Origin of the sequence: Phenylobacterium kunshanense (genome assembly GCF_003254525.1) — a bacterium.
Lineage (GTDB): Bacteria > Pseudomonadota > Alphaproteobacteria > Caulobacterales > Caulobacteraceae > Phenylobacterium > Phenylobacterium kunshanense.
Map to the genome: position 1 here is coordinate 151,089 of NZ_QFYS01000009.1, position 25,522 is coordinate 176,610.

The window sequence follows — 25,522 nt, forward strand, 5'->3', positions numbered from 1 at the left end:
GCCCGCGGATCAGGCCGCGTCGTCCGCTGCCTTCGCATCGAACTCAAAGGTGTCGCGGTTCGCCGCCCGTACCTCGGCGCCGGCCCTGTCATAGAGGAACGGCAGGAAGGCGAAGCGGGTCCCTCGTGTCACGCGGGTCGCCTCGTGGAGCAGCGAGCAGGAGAACACGACGGCGCCCCCGGTGGGCGGGCGGTAGGTGCGGCTGCCGAACTCCGGAAACCGCAGGTCGCCCCCTTCGAAGGCCTCCGCATTCAGGTTGATGGAAACGGCGAACTTCCGATGCGCGGTGCCGGGCGTGGTGTTGTCGCGATGGGGCTTGAACCAGCCGCCATCCTCAGCGTCGTATCGGGCGACGATGTAGCGTTCGATGTAGGTCGCCCGAAACTGAAACGCCTTCTCGATTTCGGGAAGGAGGCGGTGGGAGATCCGGGCTCGGCAGGCCGCGACCAGGTCCGGGTCCGAAATCGTGGAGTCCCGGCGGCTCTTGAAGTCGCTGAGCACGCCCACGGTCTTGCCGTCACGCTCGATCATGGTGCCGGACGGCTGGCCGCCCGTCTGCTCGTAGTGATCCATGAGCCGACGGCACAGGCCAGGCTCGAACACCCGGGGCACGATCAGGATGGGCGCGTGCAGCGGGACGCCGGCGTGGGCGTCCGGGTCACCCAGCCGTGCAACCTGGCTCAGGAGCTGGGCGCCCTTGTCGAGCGGCCCCCATCCCAGGATGCGAAGCGATGGATCGACGACGACCCACTGAGGCTTCAGAGCCCCGCTTTCGTCGACGGCGCCATAGAGCCGCCGGAGTTCGCCGTTCAGGTCGGCGAACCAGCGGAACGGCGGATCGTTTCGCGCCGCCGCATAGGATTCGGCATCCGGCAGGATGCCGAAGAACAGGACCCGACGCCGATCGTCGAAGAGGTCGGCGTGCGCTCGCACGGTGGCGATGGCCGCATCACGGGCCGGCCCGGGTTCCGGCAGGAAGGCGAGCAGGATGTAGTTCCCGCCCAGGCTGCTGAACGCGAAGTTCGGATTGACCGGGGAGGGCGCGTTGAAGATCGGCGCTGGGACGCCAAGGGCGAGGCTCATCGGGGAAACCTGGAAGCGTGCCGAACCCCAGGGAGCGGACCTTCGAGACTGCGGCTCCTCAACGTGTCGCCCTCCGTGTTTCGCTGCGGCCGGAACGTGGCCGAGTTGGCGGAAGAGGCAATTCTGGGATCGTTATAAGGGCCCATGGGGCGACGGGGGGGCTACGCCTCAGGCCGGACGCCGGTGGCCGAAGATACCCGGAGCTCTCAAACTGTCAGAACACCACTAGAGCTTGCGCCCGTCCCGCCGATTTGGCCGGGTCAGTTTCGGGGCAGTTGCGTTGTCCAATCTCACAGTGAACGATGTCAGCGCCGATCAGGTGATGTGCACGGCGGATGGACGCTGAGATGCGTGAGCGACTGACGGGTTCCTACAAGGGTAAGCCGAGGTTCAATCCGGTCGAACGGTACGTTCACGGCACTCCGACCTGGTCCAAGGTGGGGACGGGCGCTGCTGTCGGTCATCCGGCCGGAGCGGCCAAGGCTCAGTCGGACAAGCGCCGGTGAGCCCGACATTTCCCGCCCTGGCGTTTGCCGCGACGTCGGTCGCTACGCCGAGGCGGGGCGTGAGAAGGTGGACTATTTTCTCGGTGCTGAGCATTTTCCACCTGCACGTCATGGGACCTGCAGCATGGATCGCGGGTAGGCATGGTGTTGGTCGGGCCCGACCTGCGGTGCTGGAAGGTCGTCAGTGTCGTCGACCAAGGCGTTTTCCGACCATTCTGGGAGCGACTGTTCCGCTGGCTCGTCCAGCAAAGCGTTCACCGGATCGATCAGCAGGCCGAGGCGATCGATCCGATGACGTTGGACCAGGTGAAGGATCGGGTGGCCGCGTCGATCCAGGCCAATCCTGACGACTGGCGCGATGACGAGGCGATCGCCGGCGAAGCCGGTCCGCCGCGGGAGGAGCAAGAACTTCTGGACGAGCTGGTGGCTTCGGTCCGCGCCGCCGCGTCGCTGCCGCAGATCATCAATGCGATTTCTTCGGAGCAACTTGAGGGCTGAAGCGGCTTCGGCGCTCCGAATCCGGAGCGCGCACCCATTTCCGCCCCCCTGAAGGCGCTCGCCGAGCGAGCCGCACGACTTCTGAGGCGTGGCGGCTCGCGCACCAGGCAAGCCGTGCGCGCAGGTACCCTTCAACCACCGGCTCAATATGAAGGCGGAGATTTTTCGCCAGCTCGTGATGAGACCAGTTGGCTGGAACGGCTGGGCTCGGAGAGCCGAGCGCATGGCCAAGCGGCCGCCTAACCGACGGATTTCTTGAAGATATTCTTGGGAAGGGAATTCGCACCGGTTCAGCGGCGGAAGAAAATGGTGGATGCGACAGGGATTGAACCTGTGACCCCCTCGGTGTGAACGAAATTCATGTCATTTTCGACGGGTTTCGCGGAGTTTCAAATTGTTCATAAGCATCTGAAATAACACATTAATCACGTTCTTCGGTTGACCGACGGGTTCCGGCTAGTACCGTCGTCGCTGCCCCCCTAATGCCCCCCTTGGCTCTAGGGGGGGCAGAATGAGAGGGTAGCTTGAGTACGTCCCGGGGCATCACCGCAGACCGCCAGATCGCTGCGCTCAAGCCAACGGCTTCGCGCTATGAGCGTGCCGTCGCGGGCGCGCGCGGTCTCTGTCTCATCGTCTATCCCACCGGTACGAAGACCTTCGTGCTACGCTACGTCGCGGTTGGTGGCGAACGGCGTCGACTGCCGCTCGGCAACTATCCCGGTCTGTCCTTGGCGGAGGCCCGCGAACGTGCGGCCGCCCACCAAGTTGCCGTTGTCGAAGGCGCGGACCCGGCGGAGGCGAGGGCCATCGCCAAGGAAGTGGCGCGCACGGGCGAGACGTTGGAGGAGCTTGCCGAAGCCTACTGGAGCGCGGCCGCCAAGGGTCTGCACGGAGGGCGCCGGCGCCCCAAACGGGATCGCACGCTGCAGAACGAGCGGAGCCTTTGGAAAGCCCATATCCAGGGTGCCCTAGGTAACCGCCGCTTCGCCGATCTTCGCCGAGCTGACATCAAGATTTTTATGCGGGAGCTTGCGCTGGAGGGGAGGCTTCGGCCCGCGAGCATCGCGAGCGTCGGCGGCGTCCTGTCCAACATTCTGGGCTTCGCCGTGCACGAGGACCGGATCGAGGCGAACCCGGCTCTGGGCCTGACGAGGCCGCTGGCGTTGGAGTCGCGCTCCCGTCTCTTCGACGACGTGGCCCTGGCTGCCTTATGGGCCACTCTGGAAGAAGCAGCGGTCATTCGGAAGGAGGGCGAGCAGCGGGGCGATCCGCACGCCCGGATGGGCCCACAGATGGCGCTGGCGCTTCAGTTCCTGATCCTGACATTGAGCCGGCGGACCGAGGTCGCGGGCGCGCGGTGGTCCGAGGTCGATTTGGCCGCCGGGACGTGGACCATCCCGGCAGAGCGGACGAAGTCCAAACGGATCCATGTCGTTCCGCTCTCGCCGGTTGCCGCCAAGATCCTGCAGAAGGCGAGGGCGCTGGCCGGTCGGAGCCACTTCGTGTTCCCGTCGCCCAAAGATCCTACTGAGCATCTGGACCCGCACGCCCTCACCAGAGCCGTCACCCGGTTGTGCAAGCGGCTGGAATTGCCGCCCGGCTCGCCGCACGACTTCCGACGCTCGGGCGCCACCACGCTGACAGGGGAGCGCTACGGGATCCGGCGCTTCATTGTAGGCAAAGTCCTCAGCCATGATCCCAAGGAGGGCGCAGCCGTGACCGCGGTGTACGATCGCAATGAGTACTTGCCGGAGAAACGGGCTGCCTTGGCGGCATGGGCGTCACACGTCCTTGAACTTCAACCGACGCGGGAAACCAAGCGAGGGCAGCGTGAGTCGAGGTTGCCCCAACCGCTTTGACTACCCGCAAGGACCGGGTCTGACTCGTCTGAGACGTTCGGAAGGTCTGCTTCCAGCAATGCGAAGCAACGATGTGGAAAGGACGTCGGCGCGGAGCCCATCGCGAAGGCTTGCCCGGCCACCCCATCACCTTTTCGTGTCATAGTTGCGCCGAAATCAACCATAAGTCTAGTCTGCCTTCAGTTCGCGTCGGGGGCGTATCGTATGTGGCGTAGAGTTGGGATTCGCTTGTGCGCAGTGGCGAAGCGCGGCCCGGCGCTCGGCCTGGCCGCGGCGCTCGCCGCGAGCGGGCCGGCCTGCGCGGGGAGCGCGGCCCCTGGCGAGGACGCGGTTCCTGCCTGGTACAACCCCCTGCCCCAGATAAAGACCCCGCCCACCAAGGCGTCCCGGGAGGCGATGGCCGCCAAGGTCCTCACGGGGCCGGCCCTTGAAGCTGCACTTCATGGCGCTTCGTTGCGGCGAAGCGGGCCCAACACCGTATCGCCGCAACTCACCGAGAACTTCTCGACCAACGGCACGTGGATGCTCACGGGCATGAGGGTTCCGGCTGACGGCATCTATCGTTTCGAGGGCGATCGGTTCTGCGTGGAATTTCCGCAGAACAAGCTGACATGCCGGCAGCTGCTCCTCAGTTCTGAGGGCAATTACTTTACCCGGTCGCCGAACGACACGCGGCACGCTGAGCCGGTATTGATCACTCGTAGCAAATAGTTCTAAGTCTTCGCGGGCTCGGCGACGACGTCTTCCGCTGGTCGGTCGGTGACGGCGGCGACACCCTGACCGAAGGGCAGGACGGTGGCGACGACCGGCTGGAGCTCATGGATGTCTCGCCCGGCAGCGTGACCGTTGAGCAGGACGGGGACGACATCCTGCTCACCATCGGGTCCGCGACCCTGCGCCTCGTGAACCAGGCGCTGTGGGACGACGGCTACGGCGTCGAGACGTTCGTGCTCGACGGGCAGACCTGGTCGGCAGAGGACCTGATGGACCAACTCGCGGGCGCGTAGGTGTTAGGTCCCAACCTGCATCACGCGCCGACGGCGAGCGGCCGCTGGGCCGGTCTCAACACCGCGGGACGAACCGGTTGCCCACCCGGCATTCTGGTCCCCTGGAGTGTCTGCCTTCTGGCGGTAGGCCAACTTCCGCAATTGGCGCAAAGCCGAAGCCGCCGGCCGCGCGGCCGGTTGCAAGCTGACGCCCAGCGCGTCCCTGTAGGCCCGCAAGCGGTCGCGGACTCGTCCGGGCGCAGTCCGGAGTCCTCGGGCGTGACGCGCGGCTTGGTCGCGGACTCTTCGAGCTCGATGAGCCTCCGCGTCGTCGCGTCTGGGGCTTACGCTCGGGACCCGCTACCATTCGGAGACTCGTGCCCGATGTTGGGCGCGGGGAAGGGGAGCGGGATCGCGCATGTTGAACTCCACGCGTCTACGCCCAGTCGGGGCTCTGCTGATCGTCATGTCCTCGCTCTTGGCGACATCGGCGCTCGCGCAGGACGGGGATGAACCGCTCGTTGGCATGCTGAAAGCTGCGGACATCATCGCTTTGCTTTCTCTGACCGTTGCGGTGGTGGGCGTTGTTCTCGTCTTGCGGCAACTGAGACAGCAAGAGGGCATTATGCGGCTGAGCGCGATGCAGGCGCGCTATGAGCGCATCTTCGAGATGAACAAGTACGTGGCCGCCAACCCCGACTGCCTTAAGCTATACGTGAATGGACGCCGGTACGCGCTCCTTCAGAAAATGAGCAAGGAGAAGCTCGCTCGCCTCGCGGAGCTTGATCTCATGTTCGATCACGTCGAGTTCCAGTACCTCTCCTCGCTGGAGACCAATCCTGTACACGCGGACTCGCTTCTTAAGGCCCAGTTAACCAATCCCGAACTAGTCGCTCATTGGGGCTCGCCACTACGCGGGCACCTCGACCGCAGGTTTGAAGCCGCCGTCACCAGGCTGATGCCCGCTCCAGCCGCGAACCCCGCGACGGGATCGGGCCAAGCGGCGGCACCAGGAGCGCACACGTGAAGATATTGCTGCTGGCTCCAGCTCGCTGGGTCGCCCGGCCGCTCCTCGAGCAGTTCCGGGCCGTTGCTGAGCCGTTCGGGTTCGAAGTCGAAATCGCACCGCAGAACGAGTTGCGTGACCATCAGCTCGCCGGACCCGACGAAACGCGGGTCACAGTGTTGAACGAAAGCCTCAACCGCGACGACGTCGACGCCATTTGGTGCGCCCGCGGCGGCTATGGCGCCGGGCGGCTGCTGCCAGCGCTCGGGAAGCGGGGACCGGCGCGGCCTCTGATTCTTGCCGGATATAGCGACATCACCGCTCTCCACTTTGCGCTGTTGGGCACTTCCGTCACCAGCCTCCACGCGGCCATGCCGATCGACCTAAAGTCGCCGGAAAAGGTCGACAATCTCAAGGCGGCGTTTGCGCTCTGTCGCGATCTCCTATCCGGCGCGAAAGTCGCGCCTCGGGCCTTCGAACTGTCGACTGTGCGCGCGGGCGATGCTGAGGGTTGGACCGTGGCCGCGAACCTCTCGGTTTTCACCCACCTGCTTGGCACGCCCTACGTTCCCAAGCTCGCCGGCGCAGTCCTCTGCCTCGAAGACGTCGGCGAGTATCTCTACTCGCTCGATCGAATGTTCCTGCATCTCAAGCTCGCTGGCGTCTTTGATGAGATCGCAGGTCTCGTCCTCGGCTCATTCTCCGATACACAGGACAATGACCCGCCCTGGGGCCACACCATCGAGGAGATTGCGGCTCACTACTATGCGGGACCGATCGGAGCCTCGCTTCCGATCGGGCACGCGCGCCACAATCAACCCATCGTTCTGGGTTCAGCTGGCAAGCTCTCCTGCAAAGCCGAGGGCGCAACGCTGACCCTGCACGACAAACTTTCTGCCTAAAGGATCGCCGAGTGTCGCTAGGAACGGATACGCCCATCACTGCTCGGACGCGCCGGTTGGCGGTGAGCCGAGCGATGGTTCATTCGTCGCCATCCGCCGACGCTGAGGCCGTCTCAGAGCTGCTCTACAACGAGGCTGTTCGTGTGGAGGAGACTCACAACGGCTGGGCGCGCGTCGTTGCGCTTGCCGACGGGTATGCAGGCTGGGTCACGGCAGAGAGCTTGGTGGATGACCTTGCGAGAGGGTCAGCAGGGACGCCCCTGCGCTGCCACGCGCTGGCCTCGTTTGGGTACGAGCAAGCAGACCTAAAGGGACCGTCGACTTGGGTCAGCTTTGGGACGGCGATAGAAGTGGTCGGAGAGGCGCGCGTGCGGGCGCCAGGTACTGGCGAAGATGTTCAGTTGCTGCGGGACGCCCACGGCCTGTGGTTCCCCGCCGTGCACTTCGGGCCTCTGCGTGATCTGCCAGACTTCGTACCCCTTGCGAGACAGTTTGTAGGCACCCCCTACCTCTGGGGCGGTCGCACCAGCCATGGATTGGATTGCTCCGCGCTCGTGCAACTCGCCTTGAACCAATGCGGCAGGGATTGCCCACGCGATACTTCAGAGCAAGTCGAGGCGGTCGGGCGTGCCGTGCCCGATGCTCAACTCGGCGATCTCCTTCCGGGAGATCTCGTATTCTGGCCAGGGCATGTTGCGATCCACGTGGCCGATGGACACGCAGTCCACGCCGACGGCGGCGGAATGGTCGTGCAAATCGAACCCATCGAGATGATCGCCCGCAATCGCAAACATGCAGTCGCGGACATGCGGGTGCGCAGGCCCATCTAGATCTTTGCATCAGTTGCATCGTCACGCAGCCTGCGCAGCAGTATCTCGGCGTAGTTCGGGGGCGCCGGCAGCCGCACCTCGATCCCCTCGATGCCGTTGGGAGGATCGGTTTGGATGGCGCGGGCGTCTTCGCACGCCAGCTTGAGCCCTAGCCCATTCGCCGCCGCCTCAAGGGCTTTGCGCTCTAGTCCAACCGTTGAGACGGTTTGCATCAGGTCCAGCTCAGGTTGGGCGAACAACGCTAGAATGTGGGCCGCGGCTTGGTCGACGGGCGTGACCTCCACCGCGTCCGGTAGGGCGACCCTCACATGCCCGCCGTCAAAGGTAACGTGCTGCCGCAGGACGCTCTTATGGTCGGCCCAGCCCCCCGACCGAACCGATGAGGGGCCAAGTTGCCCGAGTCGCACGATGGCCAGCCGTCCCGGCCAGCGCAAGGCGGCACGACGGACGACCTGTTCGGCCTCCAGCTTTGATCGCGCGTAAACTGCCGTCGGGTGCACGCCGGCGTTGGCGCCGGCAGCCGACACTGAGGAGACGTGCACCAAAGGCCGTCCTCTCGATGCTGCGAGGACGCTTCGTGAGATCAGCGCGGCTTGGCGGACCGATCTGAAGTCCGACCAACTTGAGCTACCAGCGGTGTTGATCACCCCATCCGCCTGGAACTCCGAGAGAGCCTGCTCCAGGCCACTCACGGCGCCGTCCTCGCTGAGGTCGCCAACGGCGATGCTCTCAAGACCGGCTACCCTCGATCCGCGGCGGGTGAGCGCCAGGCACTGGATTGCGACGTCGGCGTCCGCAAGCGCGGTGATCTCCTCACCCAGAAAGCCACTCGCACCGATGACTACGAGCCTAGTGGGACGCATCGCGTGACTTTCGTCGGAGAGCGCCGACGATGACTTCGCTAAGCGGCATGTCCGAAAGGAGATCCTCGAAAGAAACCTCGATGCCAAGCTCTTCCGCGGCGAGCACGAGCTTGTAGGCGTCGAGAGAGTCGCCACCTGCATCGCGGTAGGAGCGGATGTGTTCGGCCTGAGGGAAGAGCGTCTCTAGCCAGGACGACAGGTCGTTCGCGTCGGCGGTCTTGATGGTCTGGCCCTGGAGCGGAAACCTAAATTCTACAAGTTGTTCGCTGGTCTGCTTCCCAGATGCTCCGATCGAAGGCACGACGAGCCGAACCGCGCCGGTAACGCCGTGGGGCGGCGCATTCGCACCGAGGGCGGAGAGGAGCTCGCCGACGCCGGGGGCGTGAGACTTGTCGGAGATGTGCAGGTCGAAAAGCACCTCTGACTCCTGCCCAACCGACTGAATGCGATAGGTCCAATCCGATACGCAGAGGGCGGCCGCGACGCCGGAAATCCAGGGCCGAAGGTCGTGCCTGACGCCGCGAGCTTTGAAGTCCGCCAAGTCCGCCATGTCCCGGCCAGCCCGTCGGATGAAGTACAGGTCCCCCTCCGCATCCTGCCGGCAGATATCTCCGGTTCGGTAGGTGACACGGCCCCCCGTTTTGGTGAACCGCGCCGCCGTTTGCTCTGGCGCACCCAGGTAGCCTTCGCCGACGCAGACCCCCGCAAGAACAAGCTCCCCCTCAACTGTCACTCCGCCGCCGCCCACCAGCGGGTTCGCGAGAAACGCTTGTGTGTTCGGAATGGGACGCCCGATCGGCACGGCGTCACCCGAATGCGCCGTAAGGTCGGCGAAGACAGAGCCAATCGCACATTCCGACGGGCCGTAGAGGTTCAGAATCCGCGCGGCGGGGAAGCGCGTCCGCACCGCCTCGAGCAGTGACGACGTCGTCGATTCACCTCCAAGAACGACCAACTCGACTTGCGCGCAGCCTCCTGCGGAGAGCTCGGCATCGTCGAGCAACATCCGCATGACAGAGGGCGTGACATCGATCCAGTTCAGCCGGCCTTGTGAGAGATGTGTCCTGAGGTCGGGCAGGCTCCGCGTGTACGGCGTCGCTCCACACTGAGCCCTCCCTCGCAGCAGGATCGGCATGGTGAACTGCCAAAAGAAGCTGTCGAACGCGAGCGGCGTGCACAGGCCGATGACCGGTGGCCTCCCGGAGCCGAGCTCGTCCACCATCCAGGTGAGACGATTCTGAAGGCCGGCCCATGTGTTCAGCGCGATCCGCGGCGCGCCCGTCGTCCCCGACGTGCGAACACCGTAGGCCAATCGGCCGGCGACCTGGCCACCGAGGGGGGCCGACTCGTTACCGAATACGACGATCGGCCGAGAGGGAAGTTCGGGCAAATCGAGGTCCGGTCGAAAGCCGGCGTCGACCACCAACAAGGCCTGCGCTTCGAATTCTGCCCCTGGCCAAGGATCGCCGGGGAGATTGTCCAGCACGATCGGACAGCGCCCCTGCAACCAACACCCAAGCACTGCCGAAATCACAATGGAGGGTCTGCTGGAGGCGATGAAGACGTATTCTAGCTGCGGCGAGGTGCGCAGTTCAGTCGCAATCCAACCCGCACAGTCTCCAATCTGCGCACGCGTGAAGTCTCGATCATCTTCGGACAGCACGATGTGGCTCGGCGGCAGAGCGAGGAAGGCGTCGGTAACGCGCTTTGACGACGCTGTCATTGACCTTTGACCACCCGTTGAGCACACGACGGTGCCGAACTCAGCTTTCCGCAGCAAGCCCAAGAATCATGTTCCTCGCAAACTGGCCCTGGCTGGGGTGCGCCAGCGGCGCGGCGCGTGGACGCTGCGGCACTTAAAGCTGCGCCTCGCGAGGACCGAGAGGAGGGCCGGTCGAATGTCCGCTTCCGGCAGCGAGCCCAACTTCCGCTCCTGGCGCTAGTCAGACGCCAAGCCACTGCAAGCCGCTGGGGAGGTCGTCGGCGGAGTAGTCCACCTGCAGAACTCGCGGGTGCCTGGCTCCCGAAGCTCGTTCAGAAGCGTGCAGGATCGGGGTGGCGTAAATCCAGACATCGCCGGCCTCGGCCAGACAGGCTGCGATCCCACAATCCCTGACGACCCTCGCAACATCAGCTTCCGCAATCCTACCGAGACGATGGGAGCCCGGCGCGATGAGCAGCGGCGCATTCGTCTCAGGCGTTGGGTCGAGATGGACGCGCAGTGTGAGCATCCGAGCCAGCACGTGGAACGGCGGAGCGACGTGCAAGGCGCCGTGCTTGCGCGTCCAAGGGCCGAAGCCTTCGACGTCCTTGCGCTCGCGCACGGCCACCACGCGGTCTTGATGCCAGGCCAACGACCAGTTCGAAGAAGGCGTCTTGTCGAAAAGAATGGCGCGTACCGGGCGGGCGCCCATGCCGAGCGCCTGTGCCGCCGCGAATCCAATCGGGCCGTCGGCCTGAAGCAACGGCGCTAGCCCCTCGACGCCATAGAGCCTAACGCCAGCAACATCTCGTGGCTGGTCTGCGATTACCCGTTCCAGTGCGGCAAGCGCGTCGCCGTCGAGCGCAAGCGGCGCCAGTTCAGCGCCGTCTCGCCCAAGTTCCAGTTTGGCGTCGCGCGAAGGCATGCCGCTGGTTAGCTCGCCGTCGGCCCGCCCTCAATGGAAGTCCGCTTTTGGACGTGATCCCAAAGTCAGGTCATGGCGCACCTGGGTCGCCCGCCCGCACATCCCAGGTTTGGAGCTTTGATGTCGCAGAATGCGACATCAAAGTCTCGGGACTGAAGCGTATACTTTGGCTGGGCTGAAGGGTGCTCCCACGGAGGTGGTGATGCCTCAACCAGACCTGTTCCGAATGCCTCGCAAGCCTTGGAATGCCGGACGCCTGATAGGCCCCAAGGCGCCGCTAAAGCCCAAGCACATCTGGGCGATCCGTCAGCAATTGAAGACGCTGGGACGCGTCCGGGATCTGGCGATGTTCAACTGCGCCCTCGATGCGAAGCTCCGCGCCTGTGATCTGGTCAAACTTCGGGTCAGCGACGTCGCTCCTGGTGGTGTTCTCCGGCAGCGCTCGACCGTCATTCAGCAAAAGACCGGACGACCTGTTCCCTTCGAGATCACTGAGCCTACCCGCGAGGCGCTTGTCGCGTGGTTGGCGCGGCGCGGGCGGCGGGGTGACGATTGGTTGTTCCCGAGTCGGAGCCGGCACGGCGGCCATATCGGCACGCGGCAGTATGCGAGGCTCGTCGATCGCTGGGTGGCCTTGATCGATCTGGAGCCCGCCGCCTACGGCACACATAGCCTGCGTCGGACGAAGGTGGCGCTCGTCTACAAGAAGACTGGCAACCTGCGCGCCTGTCAGTTGCTGCTAGGTCATCGGAAGTTGGAGAGCACCGTGCGATACCTCGGCATCGAGGTCGACGACGCCCTTGAACTGTCCGAGCAGCTTGAGATCTGACGCAGACACTCGGGTGTCCCGCGCTCCTCGCGATGTCTGACACGGGGCGATGACGGTCACAGGCGGGAAGGCGCGCCAACGTCGACTTCTCTGCCGAGTCCAATGTCCGGCGATGGCGCGACGGCTCCACCGCGCTGGGTAACCCGCAAACTGCCCCTCGCTAGCGGGCGAATGGTGATGGCTCGACATGGTCTTGCATGCAGCGAGCATGGTCGGCGAGGGTCTCGATGACGCGGCAGTCGGCGGCCGCGCCCCGACAACGCGCCTCGACCATGCGCCATAGCTCGCCCCGCAGCGCCTGGAGCTGGGCGATCTTGCTCTCGACGGCGGCCAGCTGTTCCTGCGCCAGCCGGTTGGCCTCGTCGCAGTCGCGGTCGGGTTGGTCCGAGAGCGCCAACAGGGTGCGGATGCCGTCGATCGTGAAGCCGAGCTGGCGCGCGTGCTTGATGAAGGCCAGGCGCCGGACGTCGCGGTCGCCGTAGACGCGCCGGTCGCTGTCGGTCCGGTCCGGCTCCGGCAGCAGGCCGATCTGCTCGTAGAATCGGATCGTCGGGACCTTCACGTCCGTGGATTTCGACAGCTTGCCGATGCTGAGCGCGGTCATGCGGCCTCCTGATGACCGGCCAAAAATAAGCGCTTGATCCTCTAGTCGCTAGAGCATGCAAGGTCGCAGTCATGTCGAGCTGTTCCTCTTCAGAAACGCCCGCCGCGACCGGCTGCTGTGGCCACGATGTGGCCTTCGACGGCGCCTCGCCGGCCTACCGCCGCATCCTCGCGGCCGTGATCGGCATCAACCTCGTCGGCTTTGCCGGCGTGGGCGTCGGAGCCTGGATGGCAGGCTCGGCCTCGCTGGCCGCCAACACCTTGGACTTCGCCGCCGACGCCGCGACGTACGGCCTCAGCCTCTGGGCGATCGGGCGCAGTGTTCAGGCCCGGTCCGGCGCGGCGCTGATCAAGAGCGCGAGCCTTGCGGTCATGGCGCTCAGCATCCTGGGCTTCGCGATCTGGCGGGCGGCCGCCGGCGTGGCGCCGGAGGGAATGGCGATCTCGGGCCTGGGCCTGTTCGGTGCGGCGGCTAATCTGCTGGCGGCGCTCCTGCTGCTCCGCTACCGCGAGGGCGACGCCAATGTGCGCTCGGTCTGGCTCTGCACGCGCAACGACTTGGTACAGTGCCTGGCTGTCGCCGCGACCGGCGTCGCCGTGACCTTGACGGGCTCGCGCTGGCCCGACCTCGTCGTGGGTGTGCTGCTGGCTGCGGTCTTCCTTCGCTCGGCTTGGCAGATCACCTCACAGGCGCTCGCCGAGCGGCGGGCCGAGCTCGAGCGTGATCTTGTAACGCATTCTCCTGCCCGCTGATCGCAGCTATAGGCGAGGGTCATGACGTCGATCTCCACAGGCTGGCAAAGGTTGGGAGCCGCGCTGTTCGCGCTGGTGCTCACCGTGCTGACCTTTGGTCCGGGGATCGACGCCATGCTCTGCCGGGACGATGCCGGCATGAGCGCCGCGGCCGCCGAGCACGTCCACGCCGAGGCGGTCGATACGGCGCAACCCCATGTCGACGCCGCGCCTGCGGATAGTGATTTCTCCGATCACGGCCCGGACGGCATGGCCTGCATCCACGGCCACTGCCATCACGGCGCGAGCTATGTGCCGGCCCAGGTCCGGTCCCCGGGCGACATCGCTGCCGTCGCGACGCGGCACGAGCTCCGCCGTTCCCGCGTGGCCGTTCTCGACCGAAAGTTCGCCCTGAAGCGGCCCCCTCGCGCCTGACGACACCCCGCGTGCCCCGCACGCGTCCTGTCGTCATTCGAGAGAAGGTCCATGTACCCCCAAAACTTCCGACGACCGCTCACGGCGGTCACCCTAGGGCTGTGCGCCCTGGGCGTCGGCGTGCGCACGGCCCATGCCGATCCTGCGCCCGCCTTCGCTGAACTCCTGGCGCAGTCGCAAGCGACCGCGCCCCGGCTCGCCGAAGCGCGGGCCGACATCGCCCGGACACAAGGGCTCGCGCGCCAGGCGGCGGTCTTCCCCAACCCCACCGTGGGGCTCCAGATGGAGAATTTCTCGGGCTCGGGACCGTACCGCGGCACGACCCTGTCTGAGACCACCGCCACGGTGCAGCAGCCGCTGGAGCTGGGCGGCAAGCGCCAGGCCCGGATGGCAGCGGGCCGCGCCGAGGTCACCGCCGCGCAGGCGAGAGCCCGCAGCGCCCAGGTGGACTACGCCTTCGACCTCGCCGTCGGCTACGCCACTGCCGAGGCCGCCGACCGCCGGATGCTCCTGGCGCAGGAAACGCTGACCCTCGCCCAGGAGGATGCGCGTATCGCCTCGGCCCTGGTCGACGCCGGCCGTGAGGCGGAACTGCGCCGTCTGCAGGCGCAGGCCGCCGTGCAGGCGGCGCGGGCCGGGCTTGATGAGGCCAAGGCCGCGCGGGCGACGGCGTTCGGCAATCTGACGGCGCTCACCGGCTCGCCGGCGCCGCTGACGTCCGTGGCGGCCAGCCTGCTCGACAGCAGGGCGCCGCTCGCGCCAGGCCTGACCCCGGCCTCCGCGACGGCGGCAGCCTTCGTGGCGGCCCAGGCCGAGCGCGAGGCGGCGGCCCGACGGCTGCAGATCGAGCGCCGGCGCGCCGTGCCGGACGTCACGGTGTCGTTCGGCTTCCGCCGGTTCGAGGAAGCCGACGCCACCGCGATGATCGCGGGGATTTCCGTCCCGCTGCCGCTGTTCGACCGTAACCGCGGCAACATCGACGCGGCGCGGGCGGAGATTTCAGCCGCGGACGCCCGGCTGAACGCCGCGCGGCTCGAGGCCGAGGCTGCGGTCCGCGTGAGCGAGACGCGTATCGCCGCGGCCGAGACCCGGGTCGTAGCGGCCCGCGAAGGTGAACGCACGGCCGAGGAGGCCTATCGCCTCGCCCGGGTCGGCTACGAGGCGGGCAAGCTCCCGCTGGTCGAACTCGTCAACGCCCGTCGCGCGCTTGCGGACGCACGGGCCCAAACCATCGCCGCCGCCGTCGAGCGGATCGGCGCGCAGGCCGCCCAGGCGCGGCTCGGTGGCTTCGCCACCCCCGGAGAGCAGTAATGAACACGGACAAGGCGCGCCTCTATGGCGCGGTGGCGGCTGCGGTCGTCCTGGCTGGGGCGGGCGGATACGGCCTCTCCACGGTTCTCAACAAGCCTGCGCCCGCGGCGGCGGAGGACGGGCACGCCGACGAAAATGATGGCCAGGCCGCCGCGAAGGGCGGCGAAAGCGCCAAGGCCGAAGAGGGCGTGGTTCCGCTGACGCCAGCGCAGGCCCAGGCGTCCGGCATCCAGGTGGCGGCGGTCACGCGGGGCGGCGGGGCGGAAGTGCGTCTGTCCGGCCGCGTGGCGCCGGTGATCGACGCCAAGGCCAGCGTCAGTGCGGTCGTGGGTGGCCGCGTGGAGCGCGTGCTGGTGGCGCCGGGCCAATCGATCAACGCGGGACAGGCCCTCGCGGTGCTGGTCAGTGGCGATGCGGCGAGCCTGCGCGCCGAGGCCGACGCCGCCCAAGCCGCCTATGTGCTGGCCGAACAGGCGCACGGTCGCGACGAGGATCTCGCCAAGCTGGGCGTGGTGGCTAAGCGAGAAGCCGAAGTGTCCCACGCCCAGGCGCTGAGCGCCCAGGCGAGCGCTCGCGCCGCCCGGGCCCGGGCGTCCGCAGCCGGAGGCCCCAACGCCGCGGGCCGGCTCAACGTGACCAGCCCGATCGCCGGGGTGGTGACCAGCGTGCAGGTCGGTCCGGGCGGCTTCGTCGCCCAGGGCGGTGTCGTCGCCGAGGTCACCAATCCGGCCCGTGTGGAGTTGGTCTTCAATGCGCCACCGCAGCTCGCCGCCCAGGCGCAGCCGGGCGCGCGCATGCAGGTCTCGGGACCGGGCGGCGAATTCTCGGCGGTCGTCACCGGCGTCGCCGCCGACGCCGGCGCCCAGAACAGCGGCGCAACCGTGATCCGAGCTAAGCCGGAAGGCGCGGCCTTGCCGCCCGCCGGCTCCCCCGTCACCGGCGCGTTGGTCACCGGCCAGGAGCAGGGCGGCCTCTCGGTGCCCAGCGAGGCGGTGCAGACCGTCGAGGGCAAGTCCGTGGTGTTCGTCCAGACCCAGCGCGGCTTCCGCGCCGTCCAGGTGCTCGCCGGCCGCCAGGCCGGGGGGCGCACCGAAATCCTCCGCGGCCTGACCGGCGAGGAGCGCGTCGCCTCCACCAACGCCTTCCTGCTCAAGGCCGAGATGGCCAAGGGCGAAGCCGAGCACGGTCACTAGGGGGCGTCCATGTTCAAAGCCATCATCGAGGCCTCCGTCCGTTTCCGATGGTTCGTGGTGCTCGCCACGGCCCTCGTGGCCGCTATCGGCCTCTTCGAACTCACCCGGCTGCCGATCGACGCGGTGCCGGACATCACCAACCGCCAGGTGCAGATCAACACCGTCGCCCCGGCGCTCGCGCCCGAGCAGATGGAGCGCCAGGTCACCTATCCCCTGGAAACCGCCATGGCCGGCATTCCGGGGCTGCAGAGCACCCGCTCGCTGAGCCGCAACGGCTTTAGCCAGATCACCGTCATCTTCAGCGACCAGACCGACATCTACTTTGCCCGCCAGCAGGTGGCCGAGCGGATGGCGCAGGCGCGGGAGCGGCTGCCCGAGGGCGTCGAACCGGGCCTGGCCCCGATCACTACGGGCCTCGGCGAGGTGCTGATGTGGACGGTGGACTATGTTCCGTTCAGCCCCAGGACGACGGCCAGGCCGGGCCAGCCGGGCTGGCAGGCGGACGGGTCGTATCTGACGCCGGAGGGCGACCGGCTGACGACGGACCGGGCCCGCGCCACCTACCTGCGCACCGTCCAGGACTGGATCATCGCGCCGCGTATGCGCACGACGACCGGTCTCGCCGGCGTCGACGTCAACGGCGGCTATGTGAAGGAGTACGCGGTTCGTCCGGACGCGGCGCGGCTGGCGAGCTACGGCCTCAGTCTCGGCGACCTGATCCAGGCGCTGGACCGGGCGAACACGCAGGCCGGCGCCGGCTTCATCCAGCGGGCCGGTGAGGCGCTGACCGTGCGCAGCGATGCGCTCGCTCAGACGGTCCAGGACCTGGCCCAAGCGCCGGTGGTCAACCGCAACGGCCTGGTGGTCCGAGTGGCGGACGTCGCCACGGTGGAGATCGGCGAGGCGCCGCGCCTCGGCGGCGCCAGCCGCGACGGCCATGAGGCGGTGATCGGCACGGCGCTGATGCTGGCGGGCGGCAACAGCCGCACCGTGGCGCAGGCGGCGGCGGAACGGCTCGAGGAGGTGGCGGCCAGCCTGCCGCCCGGCGTGATCGCCAAGCCGGTTCTGAACCGCAGCGAGCTCGTCAATTCCACCATCAAGACGGTGGCGAAGAACCTCGTCGAGGGCGCACTGCTGGTGATCGTGATCCTGTTCCTGCTGCTCGGAAACATCCGGGCCGCCAGCATCACCGCCCTGATGATCCCGATCAGCTTCCTGTTCGCGGTCATCGGCATGAACCGGTTCGGGATCAGCGGAAACCTGATGAGCCTGGGCGCCCTCGATTTCGGCCTGCTGGTCGACGGCGCCGTGGTCGTGGTCGAGAACACCCTGCTCATGCTGGGTCACCGGCGCGCGGAGCTCGGCCGCATGCTGACGCGCAGGGAGCGCCTCGGCGTCGCCGGGGCCGCAGCGCGGCAGATGGTCAAGCCGGCCGCATTCGGCCAGCTGATCATCCTGCTCGTCTTCACCCCGCTGCTGATGCTGGAGGGCGTCGAGGGCAAGACCTTCATCCCCATGGGCGCGACCGTGATGCTGGCGCTGGTGGGGGCGTTCATCTTCTCCTTCACCTTTGTGCCGGCCATGACCGCGCTCTGGGTCCGCGACCCGAAGACGGTCCACGTCGACGACGCGGGCCAGGCGATCGAGCACGAGACGCGGATCCTGACGTTCGCGCGCAAGCGGATCGAGCCGGCCATCCGCGCCGCGGTCGCCCGGCCCAAGATCGTGCTGATCTCGGCGCTGGCCACGCTCGCGGTGGGCGTCGTGTCCTTCTCGGTACTGGGCCGGGAGTTCATCCCCACCCTGGACGAGGGGGACATCGCCATGCAGGCGCTGCGCGTGCCCTCGGCCTCGCTCGAACAGTCGCTGGCCATGCAGATGAAGCTGGAGCGGGCGATCAAGGCCCAGCCGGAAGTCGAGACCATGTTCTCGCGCACCGGCACCGCCGAGGCGGCGGTCGACCCGATGCCGCCCAACATCTCCGACGCGGTCATCGTCCTCAAGAAACGCAAGGACTGGCCCGATCCGAAGCTGCCGAAGGAAGAGCTGATCGCGCGGATCGAGAAGGCGGCGGCCCAGCAGCTCGGCAACAGCTTCGAGTTCAGCCAGCCGATCGAGCTGCGGTTCAACGAGCTGATCTCGGGCGTGCGGACCGACCTCGCGGTCATGGTCTATGGCGACGACTTCGCCCAGCTGCAGGCGACGGCCGACCAGGTCGCCGCGGCTCTGCGCGCCACGCCGGGCTCGGCCGACGTGCGGGTGGAACAGGCCTCCGGCCTGCCGACCCTGACCGTCAGCGTCGACCGCTTCGCCGCGGCCAGTTACGGCCTGTCGGCGGCGGACGTCACCGAGGCGGTCTCGGCCGCCATCGGGGGCGCCGAAGCCGGCCAGATCTTCGAGGGCGACCGCCGTTTCGACGTGGTCGTCCGCCTGCCGGACAGCGCCCGCAACGATCCCGCTGCCCTGGACGCGCTTCCGGTGACCACGGCGGCGGGCGTGACGGTGCCGCTGTCGTCGGTCGCGAAGATCCAGATCGCCGAGGGTCAGAACCAGATCAGCCGCAACGACGGCAGCCGCCGCATGGTGGTGCAGGCCAACGTCCGGGGCCGCGATCTCGGCGGCTTCGTCACAGACGCCCAGACGAGGGTGAAGGCCGAGGTGAAGCTCCCGGCGGGCTATTCGCTGACGTGGGGCGGGCAGTTCGAGAACCTGAAGCGGGCCGAACAACGGCTGGGCCTCGTGATCCCCGTGGTCTTCGTGATGATCGGCGTCCTGCTGTTCATGGCGTTGGGCTCGTTCGCCGAGGCGGGGCTGGTGTTCGCCTGCGTGCCATTGGCCCTGGTCGGCGGCGCGCTGGCGTTGCTCCTGCGTGGGATGCCGTTCTCGGTCTCGGCGGCGGTCGGCTTCATCGCCGTCTCCGGCGTCGCGACCCTCAACGGCCTCGTGCTGATGCAGGCGATCCGCGAACGGCTGACCGAAGGGCTTGAACCCGTGACGGCGGCCATCGAGGGGGCGACAAGCCGCCTGAGAGCGGTGCTGACCACGGCGCTGGTCGCGATCGTCGGCTTCATTCCCATGGCGATCGCCAGCGGAGCGGGAGCCGAGGTGCAGAAGCCGCTGGCCACCGTGGTGATCGGCGGATTGCTGACGGCGACGGCGCTCACTCTGCTGGTGCTGCCCACCTTCGCGGCCAAGGCGGTGCGTCATCGCAAGGATGAAGGGGTGGACGATGACGAGGAGGCCGCGCCATGAGCGGCCTCGGCGAGGCGGACCAGCGCCAGCGGCGGATCCTGCTTGTGGTGCTGGTCCTCAACGCCGGGCTCTTCCTGGGGCTCGGGGCGGCGGGGGTGGCGGCCGACTCCAGCGCCCTCATCGCAAACGCCCTCGACAACGGCTCGGACGCGATCGTCTACCTGCTGAGCTTCCTGGCGGTGGGACGCGCCCTGGCCTGGAAGCGGCGGGCCGCGCGCGTCTCTGGCGTGATGTTGCTGGTGTTCGCGGCGGGCGTCCTTGCCGACGTCGTGCGGCGCGGGCTTGTCGGGGCCGAGCCGGTCGGCGTGACGATGATGGCGATGGCGGCCGTGGCGGCCGTGGTCAATCTCGCCTGCCTCGACCTGATCCGGCGCAGCCGAAGCGACGACGTCAACATGCGCGCCGCCGAGACCTTCAGCTTCAACGACTTCGCCTCCAACGGCGGGATCCTCGTCGCCGGCGGCCTGGTCCTCTGGCTGAAGCAGCCCTGGCCCGACCTCGTGGTGGGCGCGCTCGTCGCGCTGATCGCGGTGAAGGGCGGGGTCGACATCCTCAAGGACGCCAACAACCAGAAGGACAGCGCCCCATGAGCGGCGGCAAACCCCATGTCCATGCAAAAGGCGAGCAGGCTGAGGGCGATCACGCCCACGGCGGACTGTTCGGCGAGCGGACCGAGCTGATCTTCGCGCTCGGCTGTGGCGCGGCCCTGCTCGCCGGCTGGCTGCTCGAACGCTCCGGCGTGACCGGTTGGGAGCCGTTGGCCCTGTTCCTGGTCGCCTATGGTCTCGGCAGCTGGTTCACCCTGCGCGAGGCGTTCGACAACCTGAGACAGCGCAAGTTCGCGATCGACACCCTGATGCTGGTGGCGGCCGCGGGCGCCGCGGCGCTCGGCGAATGGGCCGAGGGCGCGTTGCTCCTGTTCCTCTTCAGCCTAGGTCACGCGCTCGAGCACTACGCCATGGGCCGCGCGCGGCGGGCCATCGAGGCGCTCGCCGAACTGGCGCCGGATCGGGCCACGGTGCGGCGCGGCGAGGCGACCGCCGACGTTCCGGTGGCGGACCTCGTGGTTGGCGACATCGTCCTCGTCCGCCCCAATGAACGCCTGCCGGCGGACGGCGTGGTGGTGGCGGGCGAAAGCGCGGTCAACCAGGCGCCGGTCACCGGCGAGAGCGTGCCAGTCGACAAACGGCCGAGCCCGGAGCCGGAGGCGGACTTCGCCCGCGCGCCGCCCGAGTACAAAGTATTCGCCGGCACAATCAATGGACCCGGCGCGCTCGACGTGCGCGTCGCACGGCTGGCCTCGGAGAGCGCGCTTTCCCGCGTCGTACGCCTGGTGTCCGAAGCCGAGGCGCAGAAATCGCCCACCCAGCGGTTCACTGACCGTTTCGAGCGCCTGTTCGTGCCGGCGGTCCTGCTGCTGGTCGCGGGCCTGATCGTCGGCGGCCTCGCGTTGGGAGAACCGTTCGCGCAGAGCTTCTACCGGGCGATGGCGGTTCTGGTGGCGGCGAGCCCGTGTGCGCTGGCGATCTCGGTGCCGAGCGCCGTGCTGAGCGGTGTCGCGCGGGCCGGGCGCGGGGGCGTGCTGGTGAAGGGCGGCGGCCCCCTCGAGAACCTGGGCGGCCTCACCGCCATCGCCTTCGACAAGACCGGTACGTTGACGGAGGGCAAGCCGAAGCTCACCGATGTGGAGCCGGCGTGGGGCGTGCAGCCCCAGGACCTGCTGCGCATCGCCGTGGCCGTCGAGGCGCGGAGCGACCACCCGCTGGCCGCCGCGGTCGTTCGGGACGGCGGCGCGGCGCTGGAGGGCCCCCCGCCGGAGGCGTCCGCCGTGCGCGGGCTGGTCGGCAAGGGCGTGGAGGCGCTCGTTGAGGGGCGGCGGGTCGTCATCGGCAAGCCGGCGATGTTCACGGAGGAGGGACCGGAGCCGCCCGAGTCGCTCTGGGCAGAGGTGCGACGACTGGAGGCCTCGGGCCGCACCGTGATGGTGGTGAAGGCCGGCGACCAGTTTCTCGGCGCCTTGGGCCTGATGGATACGCCCAGAGACGGCGCCGCCGAGGTGCTCGCCGCCCTGCACAGGATCGGCATCCGCCGGACTATCATGCTGTCGGGCGACAATCAGGGCGTTGCCGACGCCATTGCGCGTGAGCTGGGTCTGGACGAGGCCCGCGGCGGCCTGATGCCGGAGGACAAGGTCGAGCTGGTCCGGGCCCTGGCCGCCTCTGAGGGCCGCGTGGCCATGGTGGGGGACGGCGTGAATGATGCGCCGGCCATGGCCAACGCCACCGTCGGCATCGCCATGGGCGCGGCGGGGTCCGACGTGGCGCTGGAGACCGCCGACGTCGCCCTGATGGCCGACGACCTGCGCCGTCTGCCGTTCGCGGTGGGGCTCAGCCGGCGTACGAGTTCCGTCATCCGCCAGAACCTCTGGATCAGCCTGGGCATTGTCGCCTTCCTGATCCCGGCGACGCTGTTCGGGCTGAAGATCGGCGTGGCGGTGATGGTCCACGAAGGCTCGACGCTGTTCGTGGTGGGAAATGCGTTGCGCCTACTGGCCTATCGTGAGCCCAAGCCATGAGCGCGGTCACGTTTGAGGTCGTCTCGGAGAGCTTGGTGGAGGCCTTGCCGGACGTGGTCTGGGCGATGCTCACGCGCTTCGATCGGTATGGCGATTGGACGCGGAGCTTGCAGATCGCAGGGGACGTCAGGCGGGGGCCCGAGCTCGCCTACATCGTTCCCACGGTGCGAGCCGATGGCTCGGTCAGGCACTTCACGCTCGACGGTAGGATCGAGGTCGTCACGCCTGAGCGGGCTCTCGTGTGGTCCGTCCGGCTCTCGATCTTTCTGACCCTGAGATTTCGGTTCGACCTCACGCCCACCGGTGAAGGCTGCTGTCTGCGGCACAGCGTGGAAGGCAGCGGTCTACTTGCGAGCATGGTGAGAGGCCCCCTCACACTTCAGTTCGGACCGGTTGTCCGTCAGTTCGTGGCCGACGCCGCCAAGGCCGCGCCGAGCATACGGTGTCGCCATGCGCCGTAACACAGGTCGAGCAAGCCGGAGGCGGGAGCCTATTGGGCTCGTATTGCGGCTTGCGGCGGTCTTCGCGGGCCTAAGCCTCGCCGTATGGGCCTGCATCGCCTGGCAGGAGCATGCTGATCACGATGCCATGGGACCTGGTAGGATCGTCATCTCTCCCCATAAGTGACGGCTTGAGCTGGCGCACGGTAAGCGCCGTCCCCGGAGCGCCAAACAGGGACTGAAGGCGGTCGAGGGCGGGCTTGGCCGGGCAGGGCGGCTGAAGGTCCGCTTCACGCACCGATGCCAACGGCTCCTCCTGGCGCGTCTGAGCCTCTCGCCTTGAAGCGGCCATGCTGGCGCCCAGTGTCTTCGGGTGCAATGAAGACCGGCCTTTTCAAACGCCTCATCTGGGCAGTTCTATCTGCAAGTCTCGGCGGTGAGGCGATCGCTGCGCCCAGCTTTGTCGACACCTACCGCGTGAGAGTGGTGGCTGGCCACTATAGCGGCACCTATGAAAGCTTGGTGCTGCGCGAGGTCCGGTCGAAGGCTGGCGCCTTCTGGATGGCAGAGCGTCGAACACGCACAACCGTCGGCATCACGGGACCAACTCACCGCATCGACAGGGTCTGGATCGATGGAAGGCGATGCCCGGCGCTGGCCGAAGTCGTGCGCAGCGTTCGCGACATTCCAACCCAATCCACCTCATCGCAGATTCCACCATTCCATGGCGCGCGTGTGAACCTGGCCTCCCGAAGAGCGGATGGGACCTATGCGGCGCGATCCGACTACGAGGGTCCTGTCACCAATTGGTGGCGGGCCGCAAGCAAGACACTGGAGACCTGTTGGGGAACCTCTATCGCCACTGTCGATGACAGCCTCCTGCCGCTTACGCTGGAGCAGGATTCCGATGAGGCGCCGTATCGCGCCCTAGAACTTGCCAAGTGAATCGAAGGTCGGCTTCTGGCGCCGGTCCCAGCGTCCGTTGCTGGCGCAGCGCTGACCTCGGGCTTGGCGGGCGGCTGGAGGGGCGGCCTGGCAGCCGTGTCCGGCGACTATCGCTGCAGAGCCGTCAGGCCGCCAGGACGACCTTCGCGGTCGCTGCCACCAGCGCGGCCGCCAGGGCCTGCGGTCGAAGCGGCTTGGCGAGGTGATCGTCGAAGCCAAGGGCCAGGAACCGCTCCCGATCTCCTGACATCGCGTCCGCGGTCAGGGCGATGACCGGCATGTCGCTCGCGCCCGCCTCGCCACGGCGGATCGCGGCCAAGGCGGTGGGGCCGTCCATCACGGGCATGTTCACGTCCATCAGCACCAGATCGAAGGGCTCGGCGCGGAGCGCCTCCAGGGCCTCGGCGCCGTCGCAGGCCAGGGCCACCGAGATCCCGAGGGCTTCTAGCAGGGCCTCGACCACGGCGCGGTTGTTGGCGTTGTCATCGACCGCCAGGGCCCGCAGGGCCGGGAGTTCGGTCATCTCCTCCTCGTCCGCCCGGGGCTCGGGGGCCGGGGCCGCTTCGAGGGCCACCCAGCCGTAGAAGGTCGCGCCTTCGCCGGGGCGGCTGGTCACGGCCAAGTCACCGCCCATCAGCCGGCAGAGCCGCCGCGAAATGGAGAGGCCGAGGCCCGTGCCGCCGAAGCGTCGCGCCGTTCCCGCCTCCGCCTGAACGAAGTCGGTGAACAGGCGGGATTGTACCTCGGGTGTGATCCCCGCGCCGGTATCGGTCACGGCAAATCGGAGGCGGTCGTCCAGATACTCAACCTGCAACGTGACGCCGCCTCGGGTGGTGAACTTGACGGCGTTCGACAGCAGGTTGGTGAGCACCTGGCGTAGCCGCGTCGGATCGCCCGCCGCCCAGGCCGGAACCTGGTCGGGGACCGCCACGCTGAGCCGCAAGCCCTTCTCGGACGCGGGACCGCGCCAAAGATCGGCGACGCTGTCGAGCAGTTCGCGCAGGGCAAATGGGATCGTTTCCACCTCCAGCCGGCCGGCCTCGATTTTCGACAGATCGAGGAGGTCATTCAGGATCAGCAGCAGGCTGCGTCCCGAGCTGCTGATCACGCTGAGGTGGCGCCGCTGGCGGGCGTCGAGCTGCGAGGCTTCCAGGGCGTGGGCCATGCCCAGCACCCCGTTCAATGGCGTGCGCAGCTCGTGACTCATCATCGCGAGGAAGTCGGACTTGGCGCGGTTGGCGCTCTCGGCCACGTCACGGCTGTGAGCCAGCTCGTTGGCGGCGCGGGCGCTAGCCCGTAGGGCCAGGACCGCCCCGGCGGCCGCCGAGACGAGCAGCACGATGACGCCGCCAGTCAGCGCCCAGAGAGCATTGGTCATGCGCACCTGGGCCGCGTCGGCCGACGCCAGGCGGGCTTCTAGCTGGCGCGCCTCGTGAGCCTGCCAGTCCGAGACCTGGCCCCGGATTCGGTCCATGACGGCCTTGCCGCGCCCGGTCTTCACTAGCAGCGTAGCCTCGTCACCACGGTTTGCTTGACGCGTTGCGACCATGTCGGCGGAGATTTGCAGCTTCTGGCGGATCAGGGCCTCCAGACCGGCGAGGCGACCTTCCTCGCCATCCCGCCTGGCGATCAGCTGCAACGACGCCAACTCTGAGGGCAGCGCGGCGCGGCCGAGATGATAGGGCGCCAGGAAATCGTCGCGGCCGGTGATCACATAGCCGCGGGCGCCGGTCTCAACGTCCTGCATGGATGAGAACACAACCTGCAGATCACTCCGCAGTTGGTACGAGAGCCGCACGTCGGCGCGCGTTTGCTCGTCCATGGCGCGTTGGCGCAATGTAATGCCGGTCAAGACCGCCACGCCAAGCACGAGGACGAAACAGGCCGCAATACAGGCGAGGCGGTGGAGTCTGCGACCGGTGACGTGACCCCCTGAAACTCAGCCAGGAATAGCTAGAGTCCGCCCGACCAAAGGACGGACGAATGAAGCGATCAAGGTTCACGGAAGAGCAGATCATCGGGATCCTGCGGGAGCAGGAGGCCGGCG

24 protein-coding genes are annotated in these 25,522 nt (G+C 67.6%); 18 read left to right on the forward strand and 6 right to left on the reverse strand.

Annotated elements, in window-relative coordinates; genetic code table 11:
* Positions 1–9 precede the first annotated feature (9 nt).
* Positions 10–1,083 (reverse strand): 2OG-Fe(II) oxygenase, encoded by a 1,074-nt coding sequence (locus DJ019_RS17815; RefSeq protein WP_111277552.1) that lies wholly within the window; start codon positions 1,081–1,083, stop codon positions 10–12.
* Positions 1,084–1,430: 347 nt separating this feature from the next.
* Between DJ019_RS17815 and DJ019_RS21260 the strand changes: the two genes are divergently transcribed.
* From DJ019_RS21260 to DJ019_RS21705, 8 genes are all read left to right on the forward strand, one after another.
* On the forward strand, positions 1,431–1,589 hold the full coding sequence (locus DJ019_RS21260; RefSeq protein WP_205854199.1) for a hypothetical protein: 159 nt from the start codon (positions 1,431–1,433) through the stop codon (positions 1,587–1,589).
* A gap of 141 nt (positions 1,590–1,730) precedes the next feature.
* Positions 1,731–2,087 carry a hypothetical protein gene (locus tag DJ019_RS17820; RefSeq protein WP_111277554.1) on the forward strand — a complete coding sequence of 119 codons (357 nt, stop codon included), beginning with the start codon at positions 1,731–1,733 and terminating at the stop codon, positions 2,085–2,087.
* A 524-nt stretch (positions 2,088–2,611) separates the two neighbouring features.
* The gene (locus tag DJ019_RS17825; protein WP_111277556.1) at positions 2,612–3,946 is read left to right on the forward strand and encodes a tyrosine-type recombinase/integrase; all 1,335 of its coding nucleotides are present in this window, start codon (positions 2,612–2,614) and stop codon (positions 3,944–3,946) included.
* Positions 3,947–4,183: 237 nt separating this feature from the next.
* A complete protein-coding gene (locus tag DJ019_RS17830) occupies positions 4,184–4,657 on the forward strand; it encodes a hypothetical protein (RefSeq protein ID WP_111277558.1) in 474 nt (157 codons plus the stop codon).
* A 107-nt stretch (positions 4,658–4,764) separates the two neighbouring features.
* Positions 4,765–4,953, forward strand: a complete 189-nt coding sequence (locus DJ019_RS17835) for a hypothetical protein (protein ID WP_111277560.1) — start codon at positions 4,765–4,767, stop codon at positions 4,951–4,953.
* A 397-nt stretch (positions 4,954–5,350) separates the two neighbouring features.
* A complete protein-coding gene (locus tag DJ019_RS17840; RefSeq protein WP_111277562.1) occupies positions 5,351–5,959 on the forward strand; it encodes a hypothetical protein in 609 nt (202 codons plus the stop codon).
* On the forward strand, positions 5,956–6,840 hold the full coding sequence (locus tag DJ019_RS17845) for a S66 peptidase family protein (RefSeq protein WP_165844064.1): 885 nt from the start codon (positions 5,956–5,958) through the stop codon (positions 6,838–6,840). The genes DJ019_RS17840 and DJ019_RS17845 overlap by 4 nt, the downstream gene beginning before the upstream one ends.
* 74 nt (positions 6,841–6,914) lie before the next feature.
* A complete protein-coding gene (locus DJ019_RS21705) occupies positions 6,915–7,670 on the forward strand; it encodes a C40 family peptidase (protein WP_111277566.1) in 756 nt (251 codons plus the stop codon).
* Here DJ019_RS21705 and DJ019_RS17855 read toward each other — a convergent pair.
* From DJ019_RS17855 to DJ019_RS17865, 3 genes are all read right to left on the reverse strand, one after another.
* Positions 7,667–8,533 (reverse strand): NAD-dependent epimerase/dehydratase family protein, encoded by an 867-nt coding sequence (locus DJ019_RS17855; RefSeq protein WP_165844065.1) that lies wholly within the window; start codon positions 8,531–8,533, stop codon positions 7,667–7,669. The two genes, DJ019_RS21705 and DJ019_RS17855, sit on opposite strands and share 4 nt — an antisense overlap.
* Entirely contained in the window at positions 8,520–10,313 is a 1,794-nt protein-coding gene (locus DJ019_RS17860; protein ID WP_133255330.1) for an AMP-binding protein, read from the reverse strand. Before DJ019_RS17860 ends, DJ019_RS17855 begins: the two co-directional genes overlap by 14 nt.
* A 163-nt stretch (positions 10,314–10,476) precedes the next feature.
* On the reverse strand, positions 10,477–11,160 hold the full coding sequence (locus DJ019_RS17865; RefSeq protein ID WP_111277572.1) for a phytanoyl-CoA dioxygenase family protein: 684 nt from the start codon (positions 11,158–11,160) through the stop codon (positions 10,477–10,479).
* A 202-nt stretch (positions 11,161–11,362) separates the two neighbouring features.
* On the opposite strand from DJ019_RS17865, the gene DJ019_RS17870 reads away from it, so the two are divergent.
* A complete protein-coding gene (locus DJ019_RS17870; RefSeq protein ID WP_111277574.1) occupies positions 11,363–11,989 on the forward strand; it encodes a tyrosine-type recombinase/integrase in 627 nt (208 codons plus the stop codon).
* A 160-nt stretch (positions 11,990–12,149) separates the two neighbouring features.
* On the opposite strand, the gene DJ019_RS17875 is transcribed toward DJ019_RS17870, so the two are convergent.
* The gene (locus DJ019_RS17875) at positions 12,150–12,593 is read right to left on the reverse strand and encodes a MerR family transcriptional regulator (protein WP_111277576.1); all 444 of its coding nucleotides are present in this window, start codon (positions 12,591–12,593) and stop codon (positions 12,150–12,152) included.
* A 71-nt stretch (positions 12,594–12,664) separates the two neighbouring features.
* Here DJ019_RS17875 and DJ019_RS17880 point away from each other — a divergent pair, with 71 nt between their 5' ends.
* From DJ019_RS17880 to DJ019_RS20795, 9 genes are all read left to right on the forward strand, one after another.
* Positions 12,665–13,345: a cation efflux transmembrane domain-containing protein gene (locus DJ019_RS17880; protein ID WP_111277578.1), complete on the forward strand. Its 681-nt coding sequence runs from the start codon at positions 12,665–12,667 to the stop codon at positions 13,343–13,345.
* 21 nt (positions 13,346–13,366) lie between these two features.
* Positions 13,367–13,759, forward strand: a complete 393-nt coding sequence (locus DJ019_RS17885; protein ID WP_111277580.1) for a hypothetical protein — start codon at positions 13,367–13,369, stop codon at positions 13,757–13,759.
* A 51-nt stretch (positions 13,760–13,810) separates the two neighbouring features.
* On the forward strand, positions 13,811–15,070 hold the full coding sequence (locus DJ019_RS17890; protein ID WP_111277582.1) for a TolC family protein: 1,260 nt from the start codon (positions 13,811–13,813) through the stop codon (positions 15,068–15,070).
* A complete protein-coding gene (locus DJ019_RS17895; protein ID WP_111277584.1) occupies positions 15,070–16,263 on the forward strand; it encodes an efflux RND transporter periplasmic adaptor subunit in 1,194 nt (397 codons plus the stop codon). The genes DJ019_RS17890 and DJ019_RS17895 overlap by 1 nt, the downstream gene beginning before the upstream one ends.
* Before the next feature lie 9 nt (positions 16,264–16,272).
* Positions 16,273–19,515 (forward strand): efflux RND transporter permease subunit, encoded by a 3,243-nt coding sequence (locus tag DJ019_RS17900; protein ID WP_111277586.1) that lies wholly within the window; start codon positions 16,273–16,275, stop codon positions 19,513–19,515.
* The gene (locus DJ019_RS17905) at positions 19,512–20,105 is read left to right on the forward strand and encodes a cation efflux transmembrane domain-containing protein (RefSeq protein WP_111277587.1); all 594 of its coding nucleotides are present in this window, start codon (positions 19,512–19,514) and stop codon (positions 20,103–20,105) included. Before DJ019_RS17900 ends, DJ019_RS17905 begins: the two co-directional genes overlap by 4 nt.
* Positions 20,102–22,090: a heavy metal translocating P-type ATPase gene (locus DJ019_RS17910; protein ID WP_111277589.1), complete on the forward strand. Its 1,989-nt coding sequence runs from the start codon at positions 20,102–20,104 to the stop codon at positions 22,088–22,090. Before DJ019_RS17905 ends, DJ019_RS17910 begins: the two co-directional genes overlap by 4 nt.
* Positions 22,087–22,551: an SRPBCC family protein gene (locus DJ019_RS17915; protein ID WP_111277591.1), complete on the forward strand. Its 465-nt coding sequence runs from the start codon at positions 22,087–22,089 to the stop codon at positions 22,549–22,551. The genes DJ019_RS17910 and DJ019_RS17915 overlap by 4 nt, the downstream gene beginning before the upstream one ends.
* A 357-nt stretch (positions 22,552–22,908) precedes the next feature.
* Positions 22,909–23,475 (forward strand): hypothetical protein, encoded by a 567-nt coding sequence (locus tag DJ019_RS20795; RefSeq protein WP_133255331.1) that lies wholly within the window; start codon positions 22,909–22,911, stop codon positions 23,473–23,475.
* A 124-nt stretch (positions 23,476–23,599) separates the two neighbouring features.
* Here DJ019_RS20795 and DJ019_RS17920 read toward each other — a convergent pair whose 3' ends face one another.
* Positions 23,600–25,297 (reverse strand): CHASE3 domain-containing protein, encoded by a 1,698-nt coding sequence (locus DJ019_RS17920; protein WP_111277593.1) that lies wholly within the window; start codon positions 25,295–25,297, stop codon positions 23,600–23,602.
* Positions 25,298–25,522: the final 225 nt, after the last annotated feature.

Bases quoted from the DNA above. Each gene is read 5' to 3' on its own strand.
- DJ019_RS17890 (WP_111277582.1), top strand. From the start codon at position 13,811: ATGTACCCCCAAAACTTCCGACGACCGCTCACGGCGGTCACCCTAGGG.
- DJ019_RS17835 (WP_111277560.1), top strand. From the start codon at position 4,765: ATGGATGTCTCGCCCGGCAGCGTGACCGTTGAGCAGGACGGGGACGAC.
- DJ019_RS17905 (WP_111277587.1), top strand. From the start codon at position 19,512: ATGAGCGGCCTCGGCGAGGCGGACCAGCGCCAGCGGCGGATCCTGCTT.
- DJ019_RS17815 (WP_111277552.1), bottom strand. From the start codon at position 1,083: ATGAGCCTCGCCCTTGGCGTCCCAGCGCCGATCTTCAACGCGCCCTCC.
- DJ019_RS17885 (WP_111277580.1), top strand. From the start codon at position 13,367: ATGACGTCGATCTCCACAGGCTGGCAAAGGTTGGGAGCCGCGCTGTTC.
- DJ019_RS17855 (WP_165844065.1), bottom strand. From the start codon at position 8,533: ATGCGTCCCACTAGGCTCGTAGTCATCGGTGCGAGTGGCTTTCTGGGT.
- DJ019_RS21705 (WP_111277566.1), top strand. From the start codon at position 6,915: ATGGTTCATTCGTCGCCATCCGCCGACGCTGAGGCCGTCTCAGAGCTG.
- DJ019_RS17910 (WP_111277589.1), top strand. From the start codon at position 20,102: ATGAGCGGCGGCAAACCCCATGTCCATGCAAAAGGCGAGCAGGCTGAG.
- DJ019_RS17820 (WP_111277554.1), top strand. From the start codon at position 1,731: ATGGTGTTGGTCGGGCCCGACCTGCGGTGCTGGAAGGTCGTCAGTGTC.
- DJ019_RS17875 (WP_111277576.1), bottom strand. From the start codon at position 12,593: ATGACCGCGCTCAGCATCGGCAAGCTGTCGAAATCCACGGACGTGAAG.
- DJ019_RS17915 (WP_111277591.1), top strand. From the start codon at position 22,087: ATGAGCGCGGTCACGTTTGAGGTCGTCTCGGAGAGCTTGGTGGAGGCC.
- DJ019_RS17920 (WP_111277593.1), bottom strand. From the start codon at position 25,297: ATGGACGAGCAAACGCGCGCCGACGTGCGGCTCTCGTACCAACTGCGG.
- DJ019_RS17865 (WP_111277572.1), bottom strand. From the start codon at position 11,160: ATGCCTTCGCGCGACGCCAAACTGGAACTTGGGCGAGACGGCGCTGAA.
- DJ019_RS17840 (WP_111277562.1), top strand. From the start codon at position 5,351: ATGTTGAACTCCACGCGTCTACGCCCAGTCGGGGCTCTGCTGATCGTC.
- DJ019_RS21260 (WP_205854199.1), top strand. From the start codon at position 1,431: ATGCGTGAGCGACTGACGGGTTCCTACAAGGGTAAGCCGAGGTTCAAT.
- DJ019_RS17870 (WP_111277574.1), top strand. From the start codon at position 11,363: ATGCCTCAACCAGACCTGTTCCGAATGCCTCGCAAGCCTTGGAATGCC.
- DJ019_RS17895 (WP_111277584.1), top strand. From the start codon at position 15,070: ATGAACACGGACAAGGCGCGCCTCTATGGCGCGGTGGCGGCTGCGGTC.
- DJ019_RS20795 (WP_133255331.1), top strand. From the start codon at position 22,909: ATGAAGACCGGCCTTTTCAAACGCCTCATCTGGGCAGTTCTATCTGCA.
- DJ019_RS17900 (WP_111277586.1), top strand. From the start codon at position 16,273: ATGTTCAAAGCCATCATCGAGGCCTCCGTCCGTTTCCGATGGTTCGTG.
- DJ019_RS17880 (WP_111277578.1), top strand. From the start codon at position 12,665: ATGTCGAGCTGTTCCTCTTCAGAAACGCCCGCCGCGACCGGCTGCTGT.